The following is a 22,024-nucleotide window of genomic DNA, read 5'->3' on the forward strand; positions in this document are numbered from 1 at the left end:
GAGCTGCACCAACAGTCGCGACGCCCTCGCCGGAGCCGAAGCACTCCGCGAAGTCGAAGATGTCGGACGGAAAGGCGGCCGAGCGTCGCCTCGGTCTCTGGCTGGTGGCCCCGGCCGCGATTCTCATGATCGCGGTGACCGCATATCCGGTGGTCTACGCCGTTTGGCTGAGTTTGCAGCGCTACGACCTGCGCTTCCCGGATCAACGAAAGTTCGTGTGGTTCGACAACTACGTGTCGGTGCTGACCGACGGTTACTGGTGGCAAGCGTTCGCGGTGACGACGTCGATCACTGTCGTCTCGGTCGTCATCGAGTTCGTTCTCGGACTGACCATCGCACTGGTGATGCACCGAACGATCGTGGGCAAGGGGCTCGTCCGCACCGTTGTGCTCATCCCGTACGGCATCGTCACCGTCGCGGCGGCATACAGCTGGTACTACGCGTGGACGCCGGGGACCGGCTACCTCGCCAATCTCCTGCCCGACGGCAGTGCGCCGCTCACCGACCAGATCCCGTCGCTCGCGATCATCGTCCTTGCCGAGGTCTGGAAGACGACGCCGTTCATGGCGCTGCTCCTGCTGGCCGGCTTGGCGCTCGTGCCCGATGACCTTCTCAAGGCGGCTCAGGTGGACGGCGCCGGCGCGTGGACCCGGTTGGTACGCATCATCCTTCCGCTGATGAAGCCCGCCATCCTCGTCGCTCTGCTGTTCCGCACACTCGACGCATTCCGCATCTTCGACAACATCTACGTGCTGACGAAGGGAGCGAACGACACCGGGTCGGTGTCGATTCTGGGTTACGACAATCTGTTCAAGGCATTCAACCTGGGCATCGGATCCGCGATCAGCGTGCTGATCTTCGTGTGTGTGGCCGTGATCGCGTTCATCTTCATCAAACTTTTCGGTGCTTCGGCTCCCGGATCCGATACGGAAGGACGCTGACATGACCGTGACTCCCAGACTCAAGATCAGCTGGTCCGTCGTCAACCTTCTGGTCTTGCTGTACGCGCTGGTTCCCGTCCTGTGGATCGCCAGCCTGTCCTTCAAACCGGCCGGAACGATCAAGGACGGCAAGTTCATTCCGGAGAAGTGGACCCTGGACAACTACCGAGGAATCTTCGACACCAGCGCCTTCACCAGTGCTCTGATCAACTCCATCGGTATCGGACTCATCTCGACGGTCATCGCCGTGGTGATCGGGACCATGGCAGCGTACGCCATTGCGCGCCTGGATTTTCCGGGCAAGAAGCTGCTGGTGGGTGTTGCACTGCTGATCGCGATGTTCCCGCAGATTTCATTGGTGAGCCCGCTGTTCGACATCGAACGACGGCTCGGACTCTTCGACACCTGGGCCGGACTCATCCTGCCGTACATCACCTTTGCGTTGCCGTTGGCGATCTATACGCTCTCGGCGTTCTTCAAAGAGATTCCGTGGGAACTCGAGAAGGCGGCTCAGATGGACGGCGCGACGCCGGGTCAGGCGTTCCGGAAGGTGGTGGCTCCACTGGCCGCACCCGGTATCGTCACTGCGGGCATCTTGGTTTTCATCTTCTGCTGGAACGATCTGTTGTTCGCGATCTCGTTGACGTCGACCGAACGCTCCATCACCGCCCCTGCGGCCATCGCGAACTTCACCGGCGCTTCACAATTCGAGGAGCCCACCGGGTCGATCGCCGCGGCCGCCATGGTCATCACCATTCCGATCATCATCTTTGTTCTGTTCTTCCAACGTCGTATCGTGGCCGGGCTTACTTCCGGCGCAGTGAAGGGATAAGCCTGTGGCCGAGATCGTGCTGGACAAGGTGACCAAGCTGTACCCGGACGGAGCCAAGGCGGTCAGTGATGTCGACATCACCATCGCCGACGGAGAATTCATCATTCTCGTGGGCCCCTCCGGTTGTGGAAAATCCACGACTCTCAACATGATTGCCGGGCTGGAAGACATTTCGACCGGCGAGCTGAGGATTGCGGGTGAACGCGTCAACGAACGCGCCCCCAAGGACCGCGACATCGCGATGGTGTTCCAGTCGTATGCTCTGTATCCGCACATGACGGTGCGCCAGAACATCGCGTTCCCGTTGACCTTGGCGAAGATGTCCAAGGACGAGATCAACGCCAAGGTCGACGACGCAGCGCGGGTGCTCGACCTCACCCAGCATCTCGATCGCAAACCGGCGAACCTGTCGGGCGGTCAGCGTCAGCGTGTCGCGATGGGACGCGCAATCGTGCGCAGCCCGAAGGCGTTTCTCATGGACGAGCCGCTTTCCAACCTGGACGCCAAACTGCGCGTGCAGATGAGGACGGAGATCGCCCGTCTGCAGCAGCGACTCGGTACGACAACGATTTACGTGACCCACGACCAGACCGAGGCGATGACGCTCGGCGATCGGGTAGTCGTGCTGCGCGGCGGAATCGTGCAACAGATCGGTGCGCCGCAGGAACTCTACGATCGTCCGAACAATCTGTTCGTGGCGGGGTTCATCGGGTCCCCGTCCATGAACTTCTTCCCCGGACAGTTGACGGCGGACGGCGTCAGCACGCCGATCGGCGATGTTCGCCTGCCCGCGGCGGCGCAGTCGAAGATCTCGGGCAGCGGCTCGGGCAAGGACGTCGTGGTCGGTATCAGGCCGGAACATTTCGAGGACGTGGCGCTGGTCGATGCATCGCAGAAGCCACACGGTGGGACGTTCACCGTCGACGTCGACGTGCTGGAATCGATGGGTTCCGACAAGTACGCGTACTTCCTCGCTGGTGGCCCCGCCGTCAATTCTCGTGAACTCGAGGAACTCGCCGCCGATTCGGGAACGGCCGTCGCTGGTGGCGGTCAACTGGTTGCCAGGCTCTCGTCCGAGTCCAACGTGGCCCAGGGCAGGTCTATCGATCTGTGGTTCGATCCCGCCAAGATCGCAGTGTTCGACGGCGGTACGGGAGCCAATCTGCTGCTGTGACCGTTACCCGGGCAAGGTGACCGAATACGTCGCGCCCCAGGGGAGCGGTACCTGTTCGGGGCCGGGCGCAGCGTCGGCCGGCTCGGGTAGGGGGATCAGGCGGCCGAATTGTTCGTGATGGGTGGAGGCCGGGGCGGCTTGCGCTGTCCCGGCCACCACGGCGATCGGCGCCGCTGCCAGGGCGCCGGCGACGGCAAATCGAGTGGCGATGCGGCGCTTGCTTGCTCGGGTCGAGATCATGAGCACTCCTGCGTGGTTTCGAGGTTCGGTGAATGCTGTGCCATTCACGGTATTGCGGGTTGATTGTGAAATCTCGTGTGCGAAGCTCATTCACAGGGAACTGGGATGGGCGGCACAGGAGGACAGATGAACGAATCCTCGGTACGAACCGAGCACCTGCCCGGCGGCCCGGACCTCGAACGGATCATGCGCGAACACGCCTACCGCGGTGCGTACCTCCAACTGACGGTGCGCGGCGCTCTGGTGCTGTTCATCGCCCTGACACTGATCTTCGTCCCGCCGATGAACGACGCGGGATGGTGTTTCGCGATTCTGGGCGCCTATGCCCTCTGGTCGGCAGCCGTGGCGCTGTGGATCCGCAAAGGCGGCACCGGCCCGGTGACGATGATCTGGCTCGGCTTGTTCGTCGACCTCGCCGTGCTCGCAACTCTGACATTGCTGACCGGTCTCGCAGCCGAGCAGAGTTGGACCGCCGACATCTTGAGCAACGGGCTCTTCGTCATTCCGGTTCTTGCGTGTACGCAACTGCGGACGGACGTGTGTGTCGGCGTCGTTGCCTGCACGATCGGTGTGTTTTTTGCTTCCAGTTGGGCAACGATGACTTCGAATTCCGAGCCGTGGCCGTCGATCCTGCTGAGTACCATGGCCTTGGCCGGGGTGGGTGCGGGCGCAATCGGATTGACTCGGATTCAAAGGTCGCGAGTGTTGACCATCGGGCACCTCGTCGGGCATCGCACGAGCCTTCTGGCCGAACTCATGGTGCTCGAGCAGCGTGAGCGCACAGAACTGTCCGAGCAATTGCACGACGGGGCGCTCCAGTACGTTCTCGCGGCGCGGATGGATCTCGACGAATTGGCAGGCAGTGCGGAACCCGTCGCGTTGGCGCGAGCCGGGAAAGCGCTCGGTGAAGCGACAACGCTGCTGAGATCGTCCGTCTCGGAACTGCATCCCACAGTTCTCGTCCACGTTGGTCTTGCCCGCGCGATCGGGGACCTCGCGCGCTCGGCGCAGGGACGCGGCGGAGTGGTGGTCGACGTCGACACTTCGGGCTGGAACGACGATTTACGCACGTCCGCGGACGAGGTCTTGTTCGGCGCCACCCGAGAGCTTCTGGGCAACGTCGTCAAACATGCCGGCGCGCAGAACGTCCGGATCGAGCTTGCGCGGCTGGACCACCGTGCGGTGCTCGTGGTCTCGGACGACGGTCGGGGGATCAGCGCCGATCGGATTGCCCAACGACGGGCCGCCGGGCACATCGGACTGCTCTCGCACGAACTGCGTGTGGTTGCCGCTGGTGGCTCGTTCTCGGTCGGACCGGGTGAAGAGTCCGGAACGCTCGCGCGAGTCGAGATACCGTTCGAGATCGTCACCGCCCCTGACCACGATCGTTGAGGAGTTGTCGATGGCTGCACTGATCACCGATCGCGAGCTCAACCTGGCGACTCTGGCGCGGCAGTTCCTGCTGCGGCGGGCCGAGGTCAGCGCGTTGGATGCGATCGAGCATCTGGCAGGTCTGCAGGCCCAGGCGCCGAATCCGCCCTACCTGGCACTGTGGGCGCGGCTGAAGAACTTTGCGGCAGAAGACCTCTCCACCCTTGTCGAGAAGCGCCAGGTGGTGCGGCTGGTTGCCATGCGGGGCACGGTCTTTGCCCTCTCGGCCGCCGATGCGGGTCCCTTCCGTGCCACGGTTCAGACGATCATGGAACGCGACCTCCACACCAACAGCACTCAGCGTGCGGCGCTCACCGGGTTGGATCTCGACGCGCTTGCGCAGGCGGGCCGTGACCTGGTAGCGGACGGGCCGCTCACTCAGATGCAGATGAGACCGCTACTGGCAGAGCGCTTTCCCGGCCACGCGGCCGAGGGACTGGCGCACGGAGTTCGAGGGCTTCTGCCGATGGTGCAGGTCCCACCGCGAGGTCTGTGGGGACGATCCGGAGCGCCGGCACTGACGACCTTGGAGAATTGGCTTGGCGCAGAGGTGAGTTCAACTCCAGATCCCGACGCGATGGTGCTGCGCTATCTGGCTGCCTTCGGGCCCGCGAGCGTGAAGGATGCGCAAGCGTGGTCGGGGCTCACGAGACTCGCCGAAGTCTTCGAGAGGCTACGTCCCGGCCTGATCAACTTTGTCAACGCGAAAGGGGCCGAGGTGTTCGACCTGCCGGATGCGCCACGACCGAACTCCGGAACACCGCCGGTCAGAATCCTTGCTCCGTTCGACAACATCCTGCTCTCGCACGCCGACCGCTCGCGAATCATGGACGAGCAGTACCGAACTCGCGTCTTCACCGTCAACGGCATCATCAAGCCCGCCATCCTGGTGCGCGGAAAGGTGGTGGGATTCGCGACGGTGACGCCGGCAAAGGAGACGGTCGAGTTGAGCGCGACTCTGTTTGCGCAGCAACCGAAGACCGCGCTCGGGTCCATCGAGAAAGAAGCGCGTTCGTTGCTGAAGTTCATGCACCCGAAGATCTCGACCCGAGAGGTGCGGTTCGCTGTCGCTACGTAGCAGGCTTGTGCTTTCGCGGTGCTCGATCGCGTAGTTCGGCCACGATCTCGTCATTCCACATGTGCCGCCGCACCAGTCGGTACCGCTCCCGGGCGATCCACAAGTACGCTTCGGCGTCGGTGTGCTCGGGCAACATGTCGGCGCCCCTCAGCATTCGCACGACGGGGAGAAACTCCTCGCCGAACCAGCGCCGGGCGACCGTGTCTCGGCCGAGGAACTCGCCCTTTTCCTGCATGAGCCGAAAACCCCACGCCTCCACGCACTCACTGAGTTCGGCGTACTCCCACGGGTCGGTGACCTGGACGGCTTCGCGTTGCGAGCCCTGCAGCGGAACGCGAGTGAGGAAGAGTCGGCGATGGTCCTTGATGAGCAGATCGGCGCGCTGAGTGATGCCTTCCGGCGAGATACGCGTGATGATCTCGGTGACGTACGCGTCGATTGTCTTCTGGTGCATCGCACAAGCAATGGACACTCGGTGGTGTCCGTCGATCACGAAATGCATGGAGCCGACGCGATACAACTGAACGGGTGGTACCGATTCGCCGCGGCGTTGCGCCACCGCAAGTCGCTCCCAACGAGCGCGCGAATGAGTGGACGTCGGACGGAAGTACCTGTCGAAATCACCTGTGCGGTCGACACTTCCGACTATCGATTCGATGGTGACGACCTGTAGACCCAGAGACTTCTCACCAACCTTGCCGAGCGCTGCGACAACCTCGTCGAACGGCAGGATCGCGTTGACGTCGTCCGGTTCGCGTCGTAGCCAACTGACCAGACGGGCAACGTCGGCGCGTCGACGCTGACGAGCGAAGTCGTTTTCCGCGTCGGCTGTGGGAAATCCGGTGTCACGAGCCATGTCGGCGCCTCACGATCGTCGGCGGAGTACCTGGGGAAATCTCCATCAGCGTGAAGCCGACGGTATTGAGCACGATAGTCCGGGCTACCTCCAGATCGAGAGGTGTTCGCCCGTGCGGGTGGATGTGTCCGTGAATCATGACCGTCGGATCGAGGGTGCGGATCAAGGGGGTGAAGCATTCGAACCCACGATGTGGCCGATCCTCGGCGTCGCCGACACCGCGGGCGGGGCTGTGGGTGAGCAGCACATCCACGCCCGCCCGGCCGCCGGGAAGCCTCGATTGCCAGGCGTTTCGCCAGGTGAGCGAGCGGGCGCGTCGGCTCTGCTGGCGCTCGGACCACTGATTGGGACCCGTGTTGTATCGGATGGAACCACCGAGGCCCGCGATCCGCAGACCGGCGACGGTCACGATGCGTCCGTCGGCGTTGACTGCGCCGGTCGGGCCGGGCCACTGCGCCGGCATACCTGCCCGCATCCAACCGGATCTCTTGTTCGAATATCCGGACAGATCGACGTCGTGGTTTCCGGGAACGAACACGCACGGCGCATTCAGTTGGTCAGACAGGTACTCCAGATACGCAAACGGCAGATCGCCCGCGCCCAGGATCACGTCGACTCCGAGTGAACGAACTTGACTGCTCCACAGGAATTCGACGGTCTCGTCGCTGACAGCGAGAACGGAGACCATTTCGACGACGCTACCGCCACCGCGAGGTATCTGCGCTGCGAACCTCGCGGGCACGGTGTTTAGATGGACGAGTGTCAGACAGCGTCGTATCTTCCGTCCGGGCCCATCTCGTCAGCAGCATCGAGGGGCCGGACCCCACCGCGGCCTCAGTGACGTTCCTCGGTGTCGAACCGCTGGACGTGCTGCGTTTCGAATCACCCGACGGCCTGGTCCGCTACGTCACACTGGGGTGCTCGCGTCATCCGATGGGCGACCCCAATGAACTGGTCGCAGACCCCACACGCGGTCCTCGCGCCGAGCTGGTGCTCACCCTGCGCGGTGGCACGGGTGTCGCGTCGGGTGTGGCCAGGACGCTCGCGGTGCTGGCTGCGGCGCCGTCCGTCGAAGGGGTCGTGCTGCTCGAGGACGCACTGTTGGACCTGGGCGAGCCGCTGTGGAAGGACACTGCGTTCACGGCGGTGCTTCTCGGTGACAGCGGGATCGCCGACCTGACGCTGCCGGAGCCGTTCGATCCGGTGCGCTTCCTTGGTGTGGTCCCCCTGACCGGTACCGAAGCCGCCTGGGTGCGTCTGCGCGGCGCGGAGGCGCTGCGGGAAGCGTGGACCGAGGCGGGGATCGACATTCGCGATCCGCACCGTTCCGCTGCCTCGCTCTAGCTGCGCCGGCGCTTTGTCCGTCAGATCATTCGGCGTGCACGAGGATGTCCGCCAAGTTCTCGAGACTTACCCGAACGGTCCGTGAAAATGCTTTCGTCACGATCGGGTCTGCCATCTTGCCGAATACGCCGCCGAGTCCGCTTTCGCTGTCGAGTCGGTAGGTGACCCGAGTGCCGTCACCGACTTCTTCGCAGGTCGTGGTCTGCGAGAAGCTGACCGGACTTTCGACGGACGTCGATTTCGACGATCTCGGTGGGTCGTACTCGGTGAATTCGGATGTCCACTCGAGACGCTTGCCCAGGATTCTCGAGACACCGTGCCAACGGCTTCCCACGCCCATCGGGCCGTCGGTGATCTGTTTGCACTCGACCATCGAATTCTCCCAGTTGGGCCAGTTCTCGGCGACGGCGATGTACTCCCAGACGTCCTTGGGTGGCAACGCGATCTCTACAGACTGCTCGACTGTAGGCATGGTTGTTCCTCCATCTCTCCTGGATCTGAATTTGCTTGTCGCAAAATGAATTTCGGGAACGGAATGAAAATGCGTACCCATATCCATTGTCCGCCTGCGACGGTGGCAAGTACAGGGAGTCAGCGTGCGAGGTTCACAGCCAGTTGTTGCGACGGAAGAGAAAGAACAAGCCGACACACACCGACGCGATGAGGAACAGGATGGACTGATATCCGTACTTGTAACCGAGTTCCGGCATGTTCTCGAAGTTCATTCCGTAGATACCGGCAACGCCCGTCGGCACGGCGGCGATAGCGACCCAAGCCGAGATCTTGCGCATGTCGGTGTTCTGTTGCACCGCGATCTTCGCGAGTGCGGCATCGACGAGAGAACTCAACACCTCGTCGTATTCCGAGATACGTTCGGCCACGATCGTGTGGTGATCCCTTACGTCACGGAAGTATCGCCGGATCTCCTTCGGGACGAGGCCGCCCGCGGGTTGGGTGAGCTGGAGCAGCGGCAATCCGAGTGGAGTGACCGAGCGTCGTAGTTCGACGATTTCACGTTTGAGCAGGTAGATATGCTCGACGGCAACGGTGTTCCGCGGGTTGAACACCAACTCTTCCATGCTGTCGACGTCCTGCTCGACGAGTTGAATGACGGAGAGATAGCTGTCGACGACGTGGTCGGTGATCGCGTGGAGCACCGCGAACGGGCCCATGGCGAGGCGCTCGGGATTCTGCTCGAGTGACTTGCGCACGCTTGCCAGTTCGGAGTGATCCCCGTGACGGACGGTCACCACGAAGTCGGGACCGACGAACACCATGATCTCGCCGGTTTCGACGATCTCGCTCGCCGTCGCCACGGACTCGTGCGGTACGTAGACGACCGTGCGCAGCACCAGGAACATGACGTCGTCGTAGCGTTCGAGTTTCGGGCGCTCGTGTGCATGGACGGCATCCTCGACCATCAACTCGTGGAGTCCGAAAGTTGCTGCGACATCTTGCATCTGGCCTTCGTCGGGTGCATGCATGCCCACCCAGACGAACGCGTTGTCTCGACTACGGACCTCGGCCAACGCGGCGCGGTGCGTGTACTTGCCCGGCAACCGCACGCCGTCCACGTAGACCGCGCAGTCGACGATCGCGCGGGCTGCCGGAACGGGGATCTTGGGCGCATCGGCTTGCGTCGATTTGCCGTTCGACCAATTCGGCAGTGACGGCATGGTTGGCACGCTCGCTCCTTCTCGGTCTGTAGTGCAGTGGAACGGCAGGGGAACGGCACTGCAGCGACACGTGATCGAATTGCGCTGCCGCTGCGGCGTAATCGTACGTCAGCTTCCGGCTCGCCCACCGGAGCGCGATGAAGTTGCCGATTGCTGACACACTGGAACAGTGCGAATAGACCTTCACACCCACTCCAACGCATCGGACGGCACCGATACCCCGGCTGCCCTCATGCGCGCCGCAGCCGACGCCGGACTCGACGTCGTCGCCATCACCGATCACGACACGACTTCGGGCTGGGCCGAGGCGGCGCACGCCTTGCCGGCCGGCGTCAGCCTGGTTCGTGGGATGGAGATGTCGTGCGAAGGTCGAGGTGAGCGTGGCTGGCCGGTCGCTGTTCATCTTCTGGCGTACCTGTTCGATCCGACGCACCCCGAATTCGCCAAGGAACGTGAGCGGCTGCGCGCCGAACGCGTCGAACGTATCCGGGTGATGACAACCATGATGGCGCGCGACGGTCTGCCCGTCGATCCCGATCAGATCTTGGCTGACGCCGGTCCGTCCGTCGGACGCCCGCACGTCGCAGCGGCCTTGATGCGAGCGGGAGTGGTGTCGAGCATCAGTGAGGCTTTCTCCGACCTGTTGTCCAGTCGAGGGCAATACGACGTTCCCAAGTACGACACTCCGCTCGAGTACGCCGTCGAACTGGTGGCAGCGGCCGGGGGAGTAACTGTCCTTGCGCATGGACGTGCCCGTTCGCGCGGCGGATTGCTTGCGCTCGACCACATCCGTGATCTGGCCGATCTGGGTCTCGGGGGTCTCGAAGTCGATCACCCGGACCATCGCAGCGACGATCGTGACGTCCTGCGCCGCCTGGCCGTCGACCTGGGCTTGGCAGTCACCGGATCCTCGGACTACCACGGCGAGAACAAGACGATCGGACTCGGCGACGAGCTCACGGACGAGGCCGAGTTCGACAAACTCGTCTCGGCTGCCACCGGCGTGGAGGTACTTGGGCGCTGATGCTCGACACCACGCTCTACCTCACCGTGTTCATCACGCTGTTCGTGATCATGGACCCGCCCGGAGTCATCCCGGTGTTCTTGTCACTGGTCGGCCGCAAGAGCCGTGAAGATCGCAACCGAGCGGCATGGCAGGCCCCCGCCGTCTCCCTTGCGGTCATCTCGGTCTTTGCCATCGGCGGTCAGGCGATACTCAACTACCTTCACATCGGCATTCCGGCGTTGCAGGGCGCAGGCGGATTACTGCTGCTTCTCATCGCACTCGAACTGCTGACCGGGAAGGCCTCCAACCGTCCGCAGGGAGCCGACGACGTCAACGTCGCACTCGTTCCTCTGGGAACGCCGATGATGGCCGGTCCCGGTGCAATTGCGGCTGTCATCGTCTTTGTCGCCCAGGCCGATGGTGAAGCGGCGTCGTATCTGGCGATCGCGTTGGCGATTCTGTCCATCCACCTCGTGCTGTTCGTGGTCCTGCGCTTCTCGACGGCACTGATCCGGATACTGGGTGAGGGTGGCATCAGCCTGCTGGCACGCATCGCCGGTCTTTTGCTCGCCGCCATCGCAGTTCAACTCATTGCGGAATCAGTCCGCGGATTCGTCGCGGGAGCGTAAGAGATGACATACGACGACAGGTACGAGGACGACTACCGGTACCAGGATTATCAGGATTATCAGTACGAAGACGATTACGACTATCCCGCCGACAAACGACAATGGCTGCTGGTTCGCGCTCTACGCGCCCTGAGCGGCACCGTGGCGGCCGGAATCGTGGTCTTGACACTCGTGATCATCGGTTCGGCATATCTGGGCGGCAACCGCGGATTCCCGGGTCCGGGAACAACGTCGATCACCGCGCACATTGCGGCCTCGGTGGTTGCTTTGGCCGCGCAGATCTGGTGCGACCGCAGGCGGGGTATCGCGGCGGTTGCCGGATCGGTGGTCGTGCTCGTGGTGGCGGGGCTGTTGTTGGTGACGCAGTGGTGGGGATGACACGGTGGGGATGACACGGTGGGGATGACTGGGTGGGATGACACGGTGGGGATGACGGCTCGGGTTCGAGTGTGGTGAGGAATCCGACCGCTTGGAGGATTTGATTGTGATCCGACTCTGGTGGCAAACTGGAGTTACTTCGAGGCGGCGCCACAGCCCGGCCCCGAAGTGCAGGTTTCGTCAGAATTTCTCCCGAAACCTAGATTGCATGGATACGCCAGGGCTCACCCGCCCCACACCATGACGCTTCGGATGTATTGCGGCCCACTTTCTCGCGCACGCCGAATGCTCTTCTTCTCAGTAGTCGTTCGCGGAAGAAATGATCTCTGACCGTTGTGAACGTAGTTTCGCAGCGGTCCGAAGGATTACTTCCCAGTAACCCAGCCCCGCTTGAGGCTGGACTAATCAGGAGTGTCATCGTGTCCCTCGTGACTGAAGCCATCAACGTACCCAAGGTCGAGTTGACCGACGAAGAAATCTTTGCCGCTCACGTCGGTGGCAAGCTCTCGGTCGAGACCACCGCGCCGCTCGATACGCAGCGGGCCCTCTCGATCGCCTACACGCCGGGTGTTGCTCAGGTGAGCCGCGCCATCGCTGCAGACGAAACCCTCGCCGATCGATACACGTGGACCAACCGACTCGTCGTCGTGGTCAGCGACGGCACCGCGGTTCTCGGACTCGGCGACATCGGCCCCCGCGCGTCGCTGCCCGTCATGGAGGGCAAGTCGGCACTGTTCAAGAACTTCGCCGGACTGAACTCCATTCCGCTGGTTCTCGACACCAAGGATCCCGACGAGATCGTCGAGACGCTCATCCGTCTGCGCCCGAGCTTCGGCGCGGTCAACCTCGAGGACATTTCGGCGCCACGTTGCTTCGAGATCGAGAAGCGCGTCATCGAAGCCCTCGACTGCCCCGTCATGCACGACGATCAGCACGGAACCGCCATCGTGGTCCTCGCTGCCCTCAAGGGCGCCGTCAAGGTTCAGAGCCGCGACATCACCGCACTCAAGGTCGTCATTTCCGGCGCCGGCGCTGCGGGTGTTGCCTGCGCGAACATCCTGCTCGCCGCCGGAATCAGCGACGTCATCGTGCTGGATTCGAAGGGCATCATCTCGGGTGAGCGCAGCGACCTCAACGACGTGAAGGCAGAACTCGCGGCCCGCACCAATCCCCGCGACCTGCACGGTGGTGCCATCGAGGCTCTCGAAGGTGCCGACGTGTTCCTCGGTGTCTCGGCGGGCAAGATCCCCGAGGAGCTCATCGCTTCGATGGCTCCCGAGTCGATCGTGTTCGCGCTCTCCAACCCGGACCCGGAGATTCACCCCGAAACCGCGTCGAAGTACGCGGCGATCGTGGCTACGGGTCGCAGTGATTTCCCGAACCAGATCAACAATGTTCTCGCCTTCCCCGGTGTGTTCAAGGGCGCGCTCGACGCCGGCGCCCGTCGCATCACCGAAGGTATGAAGCTCGCTGCCGCCGAGGCAATCCTGTCGGTGGTCGGCGACGAGTTGGCGGCGGACAAAATCGTCCCCAGCCCACTCGACCCTCGCGTGGCACCCGCAGTAGCGGAAGCCGTCGCGGCCGCAGCGCATGCTGAGGGCGTGACCAGCTAAGAGGGACTACGAAAGCCCCGATCGGAACCCGCACACAAGGTTCCGATCGGGGCTTTCGTGTGTACCGATCTACAGACGAGTGAGGTCGGGTGTTCGGCGCAGCCTGCCGGTCCCGGGAACCGATGCCCAGACCACCAGCGCCAGTAGGCCGTCCACGACCAGAGCCACAACCGCGACCAGGATTGCGCCGACGACCACTCGGTCGTACTTGTAGAGCGCGAGACCGTCGAAGATGTACCGGCCGAGGCCGCCGAGGTTGACGTAGGCGGCGACCGTTGCCGTGGCAATCACCTGCAGTGTCGCGTTACGCAGTCCGCCGAGAATCAATGGCAGCGCATTGGGTATCTCGACGCGGAAGAGCACTTGGAGTTCGGTCATACCCATCGCCCGCGCGGCCTCGACGACGCCGCGGTCGACGCTGGCAATTCCGGCGTACGTGCCGGCGAGTAGTGGGGGAATGCCGAGGATGACGAGGGCGAGAATCGGCGGCATCACCCCGAGTCCCATGAGAAGAACGAGGAAGGTCAGCAGGCCGAGAGTGGGCAGCGACCGCAGTGCGTTGACCAGACTGACGACCACGATCTCACCGCGACGCAGATGGCCGATGAGTAATCCGATGGGCACCGCGATCACAGCCGAAAGTGCCACGGCCAGAACGCTGTACCAGAGGTGCTGGAGGATGCGGGTGCCGATTCCGGTGTCGCCGCTCCAATTTCCGGGATCGACGATGAAGTCCCAGGCTCCGGTGAAGATGCTCATACGGGTTCCCCCTCGGCAGCCACGACGGCGGGGACCTTCGACGAGGTCGATGTTCTGGTCCACGGGGTCAGGAATCGGCCGATCAGATACAGGATCAGGTCGAGCGCCAGGGCCAGCACGACAATCGCGATGATGCCGGCAACGATCTGGTCCGGGTAGTCGCGGTCGTAGCCCTGTTTGAACAGAACTCCCAGCCCGCCGATTCCGATCAGCGATCCGACCGAAACCAGCGAAATATTGGTAACGGCAATAACTCTGATGTTCGCGATCATCACCGGCAGTGCCAACGGCAACTCGACCGTCAGAGCGCGTCGTAGCGGTGTGAACCCGACGGCGGTGGAAGCGTCGATGACGTTGTCCGGCACCGAATCGAGTGCTTCGGGCACGGCCCGGATGAGCAGTGCCGTCGCATAGACGCTCAGTGCGATCACGACGTTGAGCGGATCAAGGGTCTTGAGTCCGAACAGTTGGGGGATGGTGACGAACAGCGCGAGCGACGGAATCGTGAACGCAATGCTCGCCAGGGTCAACGTGATTCGGCGCAGCCATCTGACGTTGCGGATCGCTGTTCCGACCGGAACGGCAATCAGGAGACCGATCAACAAGGGCAGCAGCGCCAGATACAGATGGGTCTTCGAGTAGTCCACGACCGTCGAGAAATTGTCGATGAGCCAGCGCATGCCGCTACGCCCCGAATCCCTCGGTGAAGGCGACTCGGTTGCGTTCCTCGTCCTCGCGTCGACGCTGATCTGCCAATTTCGCCACGACTTCGGACCCGAGGATCCCGCCGATGACCGCTCCCTCGCCGTCGACGGCAACGCCGATACCGGAAGGGGACGAGATTGCCGCATCGAGTGCTTGGCGTAGATCACCGCCGGGGGAGAACAACGAACCACCGGCCGACGTCGACTGCGCGAGAGTGCGTCCCGAGCGCAGGCCTTCGACGCCGGTCACGTCGATCCATCCCTGCGGACTTCCGCTGTCCGTGACCACGAGAACCCACTCGCCCAATTCGAGACGCAGAGCCTTCAATTCGTTCTCGACGGCCGTGCGTACGGGGTGTAACGGAACCTCGTCGGCAGCGCGGAACGACAATCCCCGATATCCGCGATCGCGTCCGACAAATCCGGCGACAAAGTCCGTTGCCGGTGCGGCCAACACGTCGCGAGGTGCCGCAACCTGCTGAAGCCGCCCGCCGGGACCGAAGACGGCAATGTGATCACCGAGTTTGACTGCCTCGTCGATGTCGTGGGTGACAAAGACGATCGTCTTCTTCAGTTCGCTTTGAAGACGGAGCATTTCGGTCTGCAGATCCTCACGCACCACCGGGTCGACGGCGCTGAAGGGCTCGTCCATCAACAGGATCGGCGGATCGGCAGCCAATGCTCGCGCAACTCCCACACGTTGTTGCTGCCCACCCGAGAGTTGCCCGGGATAGCGGGTGGCAAGGGAGATGTCCAGACCGACTCGTTCGAGTACCCCCAACGCGGCTTTGCGCGCTGCGCGGCGGGACTCACCGCGCAGTACCGGAACTGTTGCGACGTTGTCGATCACGGTGCGATGCGGAAGCAAGCCGGCGTTCTGGATGACGTACCCGATGCCGAGACGCAGCTTCACCGCGTCGGTCTGGGCGATGTCACGACCGTCGACGAAGATCTTGCCCGACGTCGGTGTGATCATCCGGTTGATCATGCGCATCGACGTCGTCTTGCCGCACCCGGACGGCCCCACGAACACCGTGAACGACTCGGCCTCGATGGTGAGATCGAGACGGTCGACGGCGGTGGTGCCGTCCGGATACTGCTTGGTGACGCCCTCGAATGTGATCACGTGACTACGAGACCGGCTTGTCGAGGCCCTGCGCCGTCACCCACGCCTTGGCCGCCGCTGCCGGCTCCGTCTTGGTGTCGCCGGACACCTGGACGTTGAGTGCCAACAACTCTTCGGTGGTGAGCTTGGCGGACACCGCATCGAGGACTGTCTTCAACTTGTCGGAAGACTTCGACGCGCGCAGCACCGGCACCACGTTCTGAGCCGGGAAATTGTTCTTCGGGTCTTCGAGAACCACGAAGTTGTTTGCCGGGATGGAGGCAGACGTCGTGAAGATGTTTGCCGCCGTGATGTCGCCGGACGAGAGAGCCTTCACTGTTGCCGGTCCACCGCCGTCGGCGATCGGGACGAAGTTGGCTGCCGAGATGTCGAGACCGTAATTGGACTTCAAACCGGGCAATCCGGCTGGACGTTCCTGGAACTCGGCCGGAGCGCCGAACTTGACCTCGGCGGAATGCGGAGCCAGATCGGCGATCGTCTTCAGGTTCCACTTGTCAGCGGTTTCCTTGGTGACGACGACGGCGTCCTTGTCCTCGGCGGATGCAGGCGTCGCAATGGCCAATTCCGACCCGAGAGCTGCGGGAAGAGCGGCGAGGACATCAGCGGAGCTGGTGGCCGTGCTGTCGGGATCCAAGTACTGCAGGAGATTTCCCGTGTAATCCGGAATGACGCTGATCGACCCGTCCTTGAGCGCCGGAATGTACGCCTCACGGCTGCCGACGTTGAACGACGTGGACACATCGAACCCGTTGACACGCAGTGCTTCGGCGTAGATGTTGGCGATCGTCTCGGATTCGGTGAAGTTGGCGGAGCCGACGACAACCGCGTTGGGATCGCTGTTGGAGTCACCGTCACTGCTACCGCACGCTGTCAGTGCAGTCAGAGAGACAACGGTTGCCGCGGCTACGAGCCAACGGTTGGAACGAAATCGTGAGGTGCGCATGAGCGTCCTTCCGGTTTTTCGGGCGTCCCGTGTTTCGGGCGTCGGAAACCATCCCCTTGTGGCGAAGCCACCCGAGTGGCTTCGACGGCGCCGCCACCGAGTGGCTGCGTCAGGACTGGTTACCGCGCATCGCCCGACAAGTGTAACGATAGGTACCGACATGGCACGGTTTTCGATCCATGGGATTGGATGTGAGGATTTCGGTGAAGAGCACACGCACGAAGTATTCGACTGTTGTTGCAGCACTGATGGTCCTGCCAATTCTCAGCGGATGCGCAAACGGTGATTCGGTGGTAGAGAGCGCCGGAGCGGAGTCTCGTGACCAGATCGTGGTGGCTGCTGACGCATCAGTGGAGAGTTCGGTGTTGGCCGAGGTGTATTCGACGGTGCTCTCATCCTCCGGTCTGTCGGCTCGCGTCGAATCGGTGGGTGGAGGCAGAACCCAATCACTCGAGGCTCTGGACGCAGCGCGAGTCACCTTGGTGCCCGAGTTCACCGGTGCGCTGCTCGATCACTACGACCCGTCATCCCCGGCCCGCAAGGCCGACGACGTCTTCGAAGCCTTGAGTCGCTCTCTGCCGGAGGGTCTTTCGGTCTCCGACTATGCGATGGCCGAAGATCGTGCGGTCCTCGCACTCGACACCGCATACGCACAGTCGTTGGGAGTGAAGACGATAGAAGCCTTTGCTCCTTCGTGCGCCGCGGCGACGCCGCTCGTCTCCGCGAGATTCGTCGAGGACGGGGCAGTGGAACAGTTGGCCGAGGGCGCCGAGTGTGTCTTCGCCGGCGTCGATCAGGCAACGCCGGCAGACGTACCCGGTGCACAGGTATTCGGAACCACGACGCTGTCAGCGCTGGCACAATCCGACGCCGTCACAGTGCTCGCTGATTCGAATCACGTTCTGGCTGCGCAGAATGTCGTTCCGCTCTTTCGGGCGGGCGCACTGGGAGATTCGGCTGTCAAGGCGCTCAGCGTCGTTGCGGGTGAACTGTCCACCACCGATCTCGCCGCAATGATCGAGCAGGTGCGGACCGGCAAGGCGTCAGCCTCGGAAGTGGCACGAACCTGGTGGGACACCCGTCAGTGACATGGACGGAGTGGGCCACCCGTCAGTGACATGGACGGAGTGGGCCACCCGTCAGTGACTGTTCGATCCCACTGCTGAACTCGAATCATCCTTGGCACGAATCAGTTTCGATGCGATGAACTGGCCGAGGTCGGCAACGGCGTCTGCTGCTTCCTTCACCAGTGACGCCTGTGCGTGAGCCACATGCCACAGTCGTGCGTACTCCACCAGGGACACGTCGACGCCGGCAGCGGAGAGCTTGTCGGTGAACGTCATGATCTGCGGGTAGAGGACCTCCTCGGAACCGACGTGAATCCTGGTGGGCGGCAACCCGTCGAGCTTGCCGTGCATCGGCGCGTAGCCAGGATCAGTACGGTCGCCGCCGGCAAGGTAAGCGTCGGCGGCATCGAAGGACCAAGCTGTGTTGACCACCAGGTCGGCCTTTTTGGTAGCACCCCGATCGCCGGGATCGACCCACGGCGAGATCAGTGCGAGCGCGCCGGGGGTCACGCCGTGACGCTCGATCAGACGCAGAGCGGTCGCCGCGGCCAAACCGCCACCGGCCGAATCGCCGGCAATGGCAACGCGGTCTTCCGAATAGTCGAACTCGGTGACCAACTGCATGAAGGCTGAGACCGCGTCGTCGAGAGCGGCGGGATACGGATTCTCCGGCGCGAGACGGTAGTCCAAGGTGAAGACCGCACTGGACGACTCACGGGCGAGATGAGCTGCGAGAGAACGGTGTGTGGCCAGCGAACCCAGCGTGTACGCCCCGCCGTGCAGGTAGAGAACTGCGGTGGGGCGCTCGGTTGCGCCGACGGTGATCTTCTCAGCCGGTCGGCAAGCCAGCTCCAGCGGGCGCACGACGGCGCCCGCTGGAACCTGCTGTAGCGGTGCCCCGGCCTCGAGCAACAGACGTTGAATCCGATACGGCAGCCGCGAGTTGAAAGCCAGACGGAAGTACGGCTTCAACAAGAATGCGACCACGGGCAGCGGAAGGGTGAACGTGCTCACCGGCAGGGCTCCTGACTCTTTATGCGAACTGCGCTGTGAAACGAACGACGCTGTGAAACGAACGACGCTGTGAAACGAACTCAGCTGGACTTGGGCATCATTCGGCCGGCGACGATCGCGACGATGCGCTGGTAGCCCGATCCTACGAGGCGAACCCAGGCGTCGAGTGCGATTGCGTCCATCCCGATGAGAACTCGCGGCTTGCTCTTGCGAACACCGTTGACGATCGTCTTGGCGGCGTCCTCCGGAGTGGTGCGCGCGAGCTTGCGGTCGAAGAACTCGGAGAAGACCGCAAGATCTTCGCCCGGACCTGCGGTGGCGTTGCGTGCGATGGCGGTCTTGATTCCGCCCGGGTGCACACAGGTCACCTTCACCGGGTGCTTGGCGATCAGCATTTCCTGGCGAAGCGACTCGGTGAAACCGCGAACGGCGAACTTGGCCGAGTTGTAGGCGCTCTGACCCGGCATCGACAGCAGACCGAAGAGGCTCGACACGTTCACGATGTGCCCGTCACCGGAGGCGATGACGTGGGGAAGGAATGCCTTGGTGCCGTTGACAACTCCCCAGAAGTCGACGTCCATGACACGTTCGAAGTCCTTGAACTCGGACTTCTCGAAGGTGCCGTGGTACGCGATTCCGGCGTTGTTGTAGATCTGGTTGACCTTGCCGAAATGGGCGACAACCGCGTCGGCGTACTCGAGAACCGCCTCGCGCTGGGTGACGTCGAGATGGTCCGACTTCACCGCGGCGCCGATGGCCTCCACCAGACGTGCTGTCTCGGCGAGCCCGACGGTGTCCACGTCGGAGATCGCCAACTTGGCGCCCTGGCCGGCCAGGTTCAGTGCGAGTGCGCGACCGATGCCCGATCCCGCTCCGGTGATGACTACGACCTTGCCTGCAAAATCACTCATTGTGCTACTGCCTTCTCGTCGTCGAGGTCGATCTGTGAAGTGGTCGCGGTGCCGACGGCGCCGAGATCCGAGGTGGCGACGCTGCGGTATGCCGCGAGGTCGAAATGCTTGGTGGCATTGCGGAACTGGAAGGTGAAGCCAGGCCACAGGGTGGTGTTGTTTCCGTGCTTGTCCATGTACCAGCTGGCGCAACCGCCGTTGTTCCACACGCTCTTGGACATAGCTGCCTGCAGGTCCTTGTTGTACTTGTCCTGCTTGTCCTTGCGCACCTCGATGGTGCCGATGTCGTACTTGTCGATGGTGGCGATCGCGTCGACCAGGTAGTTGATCTGCGACTCGATCATGAAGACCATCGACGAATGTCCGAGGCCGGTGTTGGGGCCGACCAGGAAGAACATGTTGGGGAAGTTGGCAACTGCCGCGCCCTTGTATCCCTGCATGCCGGTCTCTTCGAAGACCTCGGCGAGCGAGCGTCCGTCCTTGCCGAAGATTCCCGCGAAGGTGGGGGAGTCGGTGACGTGGAATCCGGTCGCCACGACGATGGCATCGATCTCACGGGTGGTGCCGGTCTTCGAGACGATCCCGTTGGCGGTGACCTCCTCGATGCCTTCGGTCACCAGGTCGACATTGTCCTGGGCGAGGGTGGGGAAGTAGTTGTTCGAGATCAGCATGCGCTTGCAGCCGATCTGGAAGTTGGGCATGACCTTCTTACGAAGATCCTTGTCCTTGATCTGAGCCTTCAGGTGACGCTCGGCGGCGAACTGCAGCGGCTTCATGAAGACCGGCGCCTTGGCCAGGCCGACGACCTGCGTCTCTCGCATCCAGTAGATACCGGTGCGGCACAATTTCTGGAAGCCGGGAAGGTACTTGAACGCGAGGTGCTCGATCTTGGTGTACTCGCGGTCTGCGCGGGGCAGGATCCACGGCGCCGTGCGCTGGTACACGTCGAGGTGTGAGACCTTCTTGCCGATAGCGGGCACGATCTGGATGGCGGAGGCGCCGGTTCCGATGACGGCCACGCGCTTGCCCGTCAGATCGGCATCGTGGTTCCAGCGCGAGGAGTGGAAGATCTCGCCCTTGAATCCGTCGATGCCCTTGATGTCCGGAAGTGAAGGCTCACACAGTGCGCCGACGGCCGAGACGACGATCTTTGCGACGAATTCACCCTTGTTGGTGCTGACGTGCCACTGAGCCGACGACTCGTCCCATCGGGCTGAGAGAACGTCGCAGTCGAAGATGTGCTTGTCGAGCACCTTGTGGCGGTTGGCCACCGACTGGATGTACTTGTAGATCTCGGGCTGGGTGGAGAAGGAGCGCGTCCACTCCGGATTGAGTGCAAAAGAGTACGAGTACAAATGCGACGGCACGTCACACGCGGCGCCCGGGTAGCTGTTGTCACGCCAGGTTCCACCGACGTCGTTGCCGCGCTCGAGAACGACATAGTCGGTGATGCCGGCCTGTGCCAGTTTGATCGCCGCACCGAGACCGGCGAAACCGCTGCCGATGATCAGTGTGCCGACGTGGCGAGTATCCGCGGCAGGTGCTGAGGTATCTGTAACTGGAAGACTCATGTAGGGAACGATATGCCTTTATTGAGTCACGGTCAATAGCTTATTGACGGATATTCAGTAGTCTATTGGGCATGGACGCAGTAAAGCGAACGCGGCTCGACCCTGCGCAACGCCGAGCGCAACTCATCGACCTCGGGGCGCGCATGCTGGCCGAACGGCCGCTCGAGCAGATTTCCGTCGAGGACATCGCCGATCAAGCGGGGGTGTCGCGTGGGCTTCTGTTCCACTACTTCGCGTCGAAAAGCGAGTTCCATCTCGCCATCGTCCGACACAGCAGTGAACAGATGCTCCAGCGCACCGAGCCGAGTCAGTCGGACGATCCGATGCTCACCCTCCGCTCGGTGCTGGCGTCGTACGTCGACTACGTGACCGAGAACCGCAATACCTACGTCTCGCTGCTCCGGGGGACCGCCAGCGGGGATCCCCAGATGCGTGAGGTGTTCGAGCAGACTCGCGACATCATGGCCAAGAGAACCCTCGATCAGCTCCCCAAGATCGGCCTGACTCGAACGCCTCAGGTGGAGTTGGCCGTTCGAGGTTGGATCGCGTTTGTCGAGGAAGCCACCATCAGTTGGCTCCGCGCGCCCGCAATCACCCGCGAGGAACTGATCGACCTGACGGTTCAGTCGTTGCCCGCGTTGGCACTGGCCGCCGTCGGCTTCGATGCCGGGCCGGATCTGGGTCTGCTGCAATCGAATTGACGTGAACGCAGAAAGGCCGGGCCCCACACT

At 62.8% G+C, this 22,024-nt stretch carries 24 protein-coding genes; 12 read left to right on the forward strand and 12 right to left on the reverse strand.

The window, feature by feature from the left end:
- The first annotated feature begins 59 nt into the window (after window positions 1-59).
- From QM596_RS09125 to QM596_RS09135, 3 genes are read left to right on the forward strand one after another with little or no spacing between them, the layout of a single operon-like run.
- The gene (locus QM596_RS09125) at window positions 60-941 is read left to right on the forward strand and encodes a carbohydrate ABC transporter permease (RefSeq protein WP_044480569.1); all 882 of its coding nucleotides are present in this window, start codon (window positions 60-62) and stop codon (window positions 939-941) included.
- A 1-nt stretch (window position 942) separates the two neighbouring features.
- On the forward strand, window positions 943-1,773 hold the full coding sequence (locus QM596_RS09130) for a carbohydrate ABC transporter permease (protein ID WP_019749348.1): 831 nt from the start codon (window positions 943-945) through the stop codon (window positions 1,771-1,773).
- 4 nt (window positions 1,774-1,777) lie between these two features.
- Entirely contained in the window at window positions 1,778-2,947 is a 1,170-nt protein-coding gene (locus QM596_RS09135; RefSeq protein ID WP_084325868.1) for an ABC transporter ATP-binding protein, read from the forward strand.
- A 3-nt stretch (window positions 2,948-2,950) separates the two neighbouring features.
- Here the strand turns inward: QM596_RS09135 and QM596_RS09140 are convergent, their stop codons facing one another.
- Window positions 2,951-3,187: a hypothetical protein gene (locus QM596_RS09140; RefSeq protein ID WP_202022982.1), complete on the reverse strand. Its 237-nt coding sequence runs from the start codon at window positions 3,185-3,187 to the stop codon at window positions 2,951-2,953.
- Window positions 3,188-3,313: 126 nt separating this feature from the next.
- On the opposite strand from QM596_RS09140, the gene QM596_RS09145 reads away from it, so the two are divergent.
- Together QM596_RS09145 and QM596_RS09150 are read left to right on the forward strand one after the other, a co-directional pair.
- Window positions 3,314-4,579: a sensor histidine kinase gene (locus tag QM596_RS09145; protein ID WP_283308708.1), complete on the forward strand. Its 1,266-nt coding sequence runs from the start codon at window positions 3,314-3,316 to the stop codon at window positions 4,577-4,579.
- Between the two features lie 10 nt (window positions 4,580-4,589).
- Window positions 4,590-5,696, forward strand: a complete 1,107-nt coding sequence (locus QM596_RS09150; protein WP_283308709.1) for a winged helix DNA-binding domain-containing protein — start codon at window positions 4,590-4,592, stop codon at window positions 5,694-5,696.
- Here QM596_RS09150 and QM596_RS09155 read toward each other — a convergent pair.
- Window positions 5,689-6,552 (reverse strand): hypothetical protein, encoded by an 864-nt coding sequence (locus tag QM596_RS09155; RefSeq protein ID WP_003945080.1) that lies wholly within the window; start codon window positions 6,550-6,552, stop codon window positions 5,689-5,691. The genes QM596_RS09150 and QM596_RS09155 overlap by 8 nt on opposite strands.
- Window positions 6,542-7,240, reverse strand: coding sequence for a metallophosphoesterase family protein (locus QM596_RS09160; protein ID WP_283308786.1), 699 nt, complete (start codon window positions 7,238-7,240; stop codon window positions 6,542-6,544). Before QM596_RS09160 ends, QM596_RS09155 begins: the two co-directional genes overlap by 11 nt.
- A 71-nt stretch (window positions 7,241-7,311) precedes the next feature.
- Between QM596_RS09160 and QM596_RS09165 the strand changes: the two genes are divergently transcribed.
- Window positions 7,312-7,896, forward strand: coding sequence for a suppressor of fused domain protein (locus QM596_RS09165; RefSeq protein ID WP_019749342.1), 585 nt, complete (start codon window positions 7,312-7,314; stop codon window positions 7,894-7,896).
- A 25-nt stretch (window positions 7,897-7,921) separates the two neighbouring features.
- Here QM596_RS09165 and QM596_RS09170 read toward each other — a convergent pair whose 3' ends face one another.
- Together QM596_RS09170 and QM596_RS09175 are read right to left on the reverse strand one after the other, a co-directional pair.
- Entirely contained in the window at window positions 7,922-8,368 is a 447-nt protein-coding gene (locus QM596_RS09170; RefSeq protein ID WP_007736117.1) for an SRPBCC family protein, read from the reverse strand.
- 133 nt (window positions 8,369-8,501) lie between these two features.
- Window positions 8,502-9,572 carry a magnesium and cobalt transport protein CorA gene (locus QM596_RS09175; RefSeq protein ID WP_019749341.1) on the reverse strand — a complete coding sequence of 357 codons (1,071 nt, stop codon included), beginning with the start codon at window positions 9,570-9,572 and terminating at the stop codon, window positions 8,502-8,504.
- A 169-nt stretch (window positions 9,573-9,741) separates the two neighbouring features.
- Here QM596_RS09175 and QM596_RS09180 point away from each other — a divergent pair, with 169 nt between their 5' ends.
- From QM596_RS09180 to QM596_RS09195, 4 genes are all read left to right on the forward strand, one after another.
- The gene (locus QM596_RS09180) at window positions 9,742-10,596 is read left to right on the forward strand and encodes a PHP domain-containing protein (RefSeq protein ID WP_283308710.1); all 855 of its coding nucleotides are present in this window, start codon (window positions 9,742-9,744) and stop codon (window positions 10,594-10,596) included.
- Window positions 10,593-11,207 carry a MarC family protein gene (locus QM596_RS09185; RefSeq protein ID WP_164490628.1) on the forward strand — a complete coding sequence of 205 codons (615 nt, stop codon included), beginning with the start codon at window positions 10,593-10,595 and terminating at the stop codon, window positions 11,205-11,207. The genes QM596_RS09180 and QM596_RS09185 overlap by 4 nt, the downstream gene beginning before the upstream one ends.
- A gap of 3 nt (window positions 11,208-11,210) precedes the next feature.
- Window positions 11,211-11,585, forward strand: a complete 375-nt coding sequence (locus QM596_RS09190) for a hypothetical protein (protein ID WP_020908450.1) — start codon at window positions 11,211-11,213, stop codon at window positions 11,583-11,585.
- A 419-nt stretch (window positions 11,586-12,004) separates the two neighbouring features.
- A complete protein-coding gene (locus tag QM596_RS09195) occupies window positions 12,005-13,198 on the forward strand; it encodes an NAD(P)-dependent malic enzyme (protein ID WP_060939465.1) in 1,194 nt (397 codons plus the stop codon).
- A 69-nt stretch (window positions 13,199-13,267) separates the two neighbouring features.
- Here QM596_RS09195 and QM596_RS09200 read toward each other — a convergent pair whose 3' ends face one another.
- The 4 genes from QM596_RS09200 to QM596_RS09215 are packed head-to-tail and all read right to left on the reverse strand — an operon-like array spanning window position 13,268 to window position 16,730.
- Window positions 13,268-13,957 (reverse strand): ABC transporter permease, encoded by a 690-nt coding sequence (locus QM596_RS09200; protein WP_003945081.1) that lies wholly within the window; start codon window positions 13,955-13,957, stop codon window positions 13,268-13,270.
- Window positions 13,954-14,637: an ABC transporter permease gene (locus QM596_RS09205; RefSeq protein WP_019749338.1), complete on the reverse strand. Its 684-nt coding sequence runs from the start codon at window positions 14,635-14,637 to the stop codon at window positions 13,954-13,956. The genes QM596_RS09200 and QM596_RS09205 overlap by 4 nt, the downstream gene beginning before the upstream one ends.
- Window positions 14,638-14,641: 4 nt before the next feature.
- Window positions 14,642-15,787, reverse strand: coding sequence for an ABC transporter ATP-binding protein (locus tag QM596_RS09210; protein ID WP_020908449.1), 1,146 nt, complete (start codon window positions 15,785-15,787; stop codon window positions 14,642-14,644).
- A 4-nt stretch (window positions 15,788-15,791) separates the two neighbouring features.
- Complete coding sequence (locus QM596_RS09215) at window positions 15,792-16,730, reverse strand: ABC transporter substrate-binding protein (RefSeq protein ID WP_019749336.1); 939 nt, start codon at window positions 16,728-16,730, stop codon at window positions 15,792-15,794.
- Window positions 16,731-16,933: 203 nt separating this feature from the next.
- On the opposite strand from QM596_RS09215, the gene QM596_RS09220 reads away from it, so the two are divergent.
- Window positions 16,934-17,818 carry an ABC transporter substrate-binding protein gene (locus QM596_RS09220; protein WP_283308712.1) on the forward strand — a complete coding sequence of 295 codons (885 nt, stop codon included), beginning with the start codon at window positions 16,934-16,936 and terminating at the stop codon, window positions 17,816-17,818.
- Window positions 17,819-17,869: 51 nt separating this feature from the next.
- Here QM596_RS09220 and QM596_RS09225 read toward each other — a convergent pair whose 3' ends face one another.
- From QM596_RS09225 to QM596_RS09235, 3 genes are all read right to left on the reverse strand, one after another.
- Complete coding sequence (locus QM596_RS09225; protein WP_019749334.1) at window positions 17,870-18,811, reverse strand: alpha/beta hydrolase fold domain-containing protein; 942 nt, start codon at window positions 18,809-18,811, stop codon at window positions 17,870-17,872.
- Between the two features lie 80 nt (window positions 18,812-18,891).
- The gene (locus QM596_RS09230) at window positions 18,892-19,722 is read right to left on the reverse strand and encodes an SDR family NAD(P)-dependent oxidoreductase (protein WP_113683136.1); all 831 of its coding nucleotides are present in this window, start codon (window positions 19,720-19,722) and stop codon (window positions 18,892-18,894) included.
- Complete coding sequence (locus QM596_RS09235) at window positions 19,719-21,293, reverse strand: flavin-containing monooxygenase (RefSeq protein ID WP_019749332.1); 1,575 nt, start codon at window positions 21,291-21,293, stop codon at window positions 19,719-19,721. Before QM596_RS09235 ends, QM596_RS09230 begins: the two co-directional genes overlap by 4 nt.
- A 71-nt stretch (window positions 21,294-21,364) precedes the next feature.
- Here QM596_RS09235 and QM596_RS09240 point away from each other — a divergent pair, with 71 nt between their 5' ends.
- Window positions 21,365-21,994 (forward strand): TetR/AcrR family transcriptional regulator, encoded by a 630-nt coding sequence (locus tag QM596_RS09240; protein WP_019749331.1) that lies wholly within the window; start codon window positions 21,365-21,367, stop codon window positions 21,992-21,994.
- The last annotated feature ends 30 nt before the right edge of the window (window positions 21,995-22,024 follow it).

It is taken from the genome of Rhodococcus sp. IEGM 1406, from assembly GCF_030056745.1.
In the GTDB taxonomy this organism is placed as follows: domain Bacteria; phylum Actinomycetota; class Actinomycetes; order Mycobacteriales; family Mycobacteriaceae; genus Rhodococcus_F; species Rhodococcus_F erythropolis.

Excerpts from the sequence above, each read along its gene's own strand:
- QM596_RS09125 (WP_044480569.1), top strand. The coding sequence starts at position 60 with ATGTCGGACGGAAAGGCGGCCGAGCGTCGCCTCGGTCTCTGGCTGGTG.
- QM596_RS09130 (WP_019749348.1), top strand. The coding sequence starts at position 943 with ATGACCGTGACTCCCAGACTCAAGATCAGCTGGTCCGTCGTCAACCTT.
- QM596_RS09140 (WP_202022982.1), bottom strand. The coding sequence starts at position 3,187 with ATGATCTCGACCCGAGCAAGCAAGCGCCGCATCGCCACTCGATTTGCC.
- QM596_RS09145 (WP_283308708.1), top strand. The coding sequence starts at position 3,314 with ATGAACGAATCCTCGGTACGAACCGAGCACCTGCCCGGCGGCCCGGAC.
- QM596_RS09150 (WP_283308709.1), top strand. The coding sequence starts at position 4,590 with ATGGCTGCACTGATCACCGATCGCGAGCTCAACCTGGCGACTCTGGCG.
- QM596_RS09155 (WP_003945080.1), bottom strand. The coding sequence starts at position 6,552 with ATGGCTCGTGACACCGGATTTCCCACAGCCGACGCGGAAAACGACTTC.
- QM596_RS09160 (WP_283308786.1), bottom strand. The coding sequence starts at position 7,240 with ATGGTCTCCGTTCTCGCTGTCAGCGACGAGACCGTCGAATTCCTGTGG.
- QM596_RS09170 (WP_007736117.1), bottom strand. The coding sequence starts at position 8,368 with ATGCCTACAGTCGAGCAGTCTGTAGAGATCGCGTTGCCACCCAAGGAC.
- QM596_RS09175 (WP_019749341.1), bottom strand. The coding sequence starts at position 9,572 with ATGCCGTCACTGCCGAATTGGTCGAACGGCAAATCGACGCAAGCCGAT.
- QM596_RS09190 (WP_020908450.1), top strand. The coding sequence starts at position 11,211 with ATGACATACGACGACAGGTACGAGGACGACTACCGGTACCAGGATTAT.
- QM596_RS09200 (WP_003945081.1), bottom strand. The coding sequence starts at position 13,957 with ATGAGCATCTTCACCGGAGCCTGGGACTTCATCGTCGATCCCGGAAAT.
- QM596_RS09205 (WP_019749338.1), bottom strand. The coding sequence starts at position 14,637 with ATGCGCTGGCTCATCGACAATTTCTCGACGGTCGTGGACTACTCGAAG.
- QM596_RS09215 (WP_019749336.1), bottom strand. The coding sequence starts at position 16,730 with ATGCGCACCTCACGATTTCGTTCCAACCGTTGGCTCGTAGCCGCGGCA.
- QM596_RS09230 (WP_113683136.1), bottom strand. The coding sequence starts at position 19,722 with ATGAGTGATTTTGCAGGCAAGGTCGTAGTCATCACCGGAGCGGGATCG.
- QM596_RS09235 (WP_019749332.1), bottom strand. The coding sequence starts at position 21,293 with ATGAGTCTTCCAGTTACAGATACCTCAGCACCTGCCGCGGATACTCGC.
- QM596_RS09240 (WP_019749331.1), top strand. The coding sequence starts at position 21,365 with ATGGACGCAGTAAAGCGAACGCGGCTCGACCCTGCGCAACGCCGAGCG.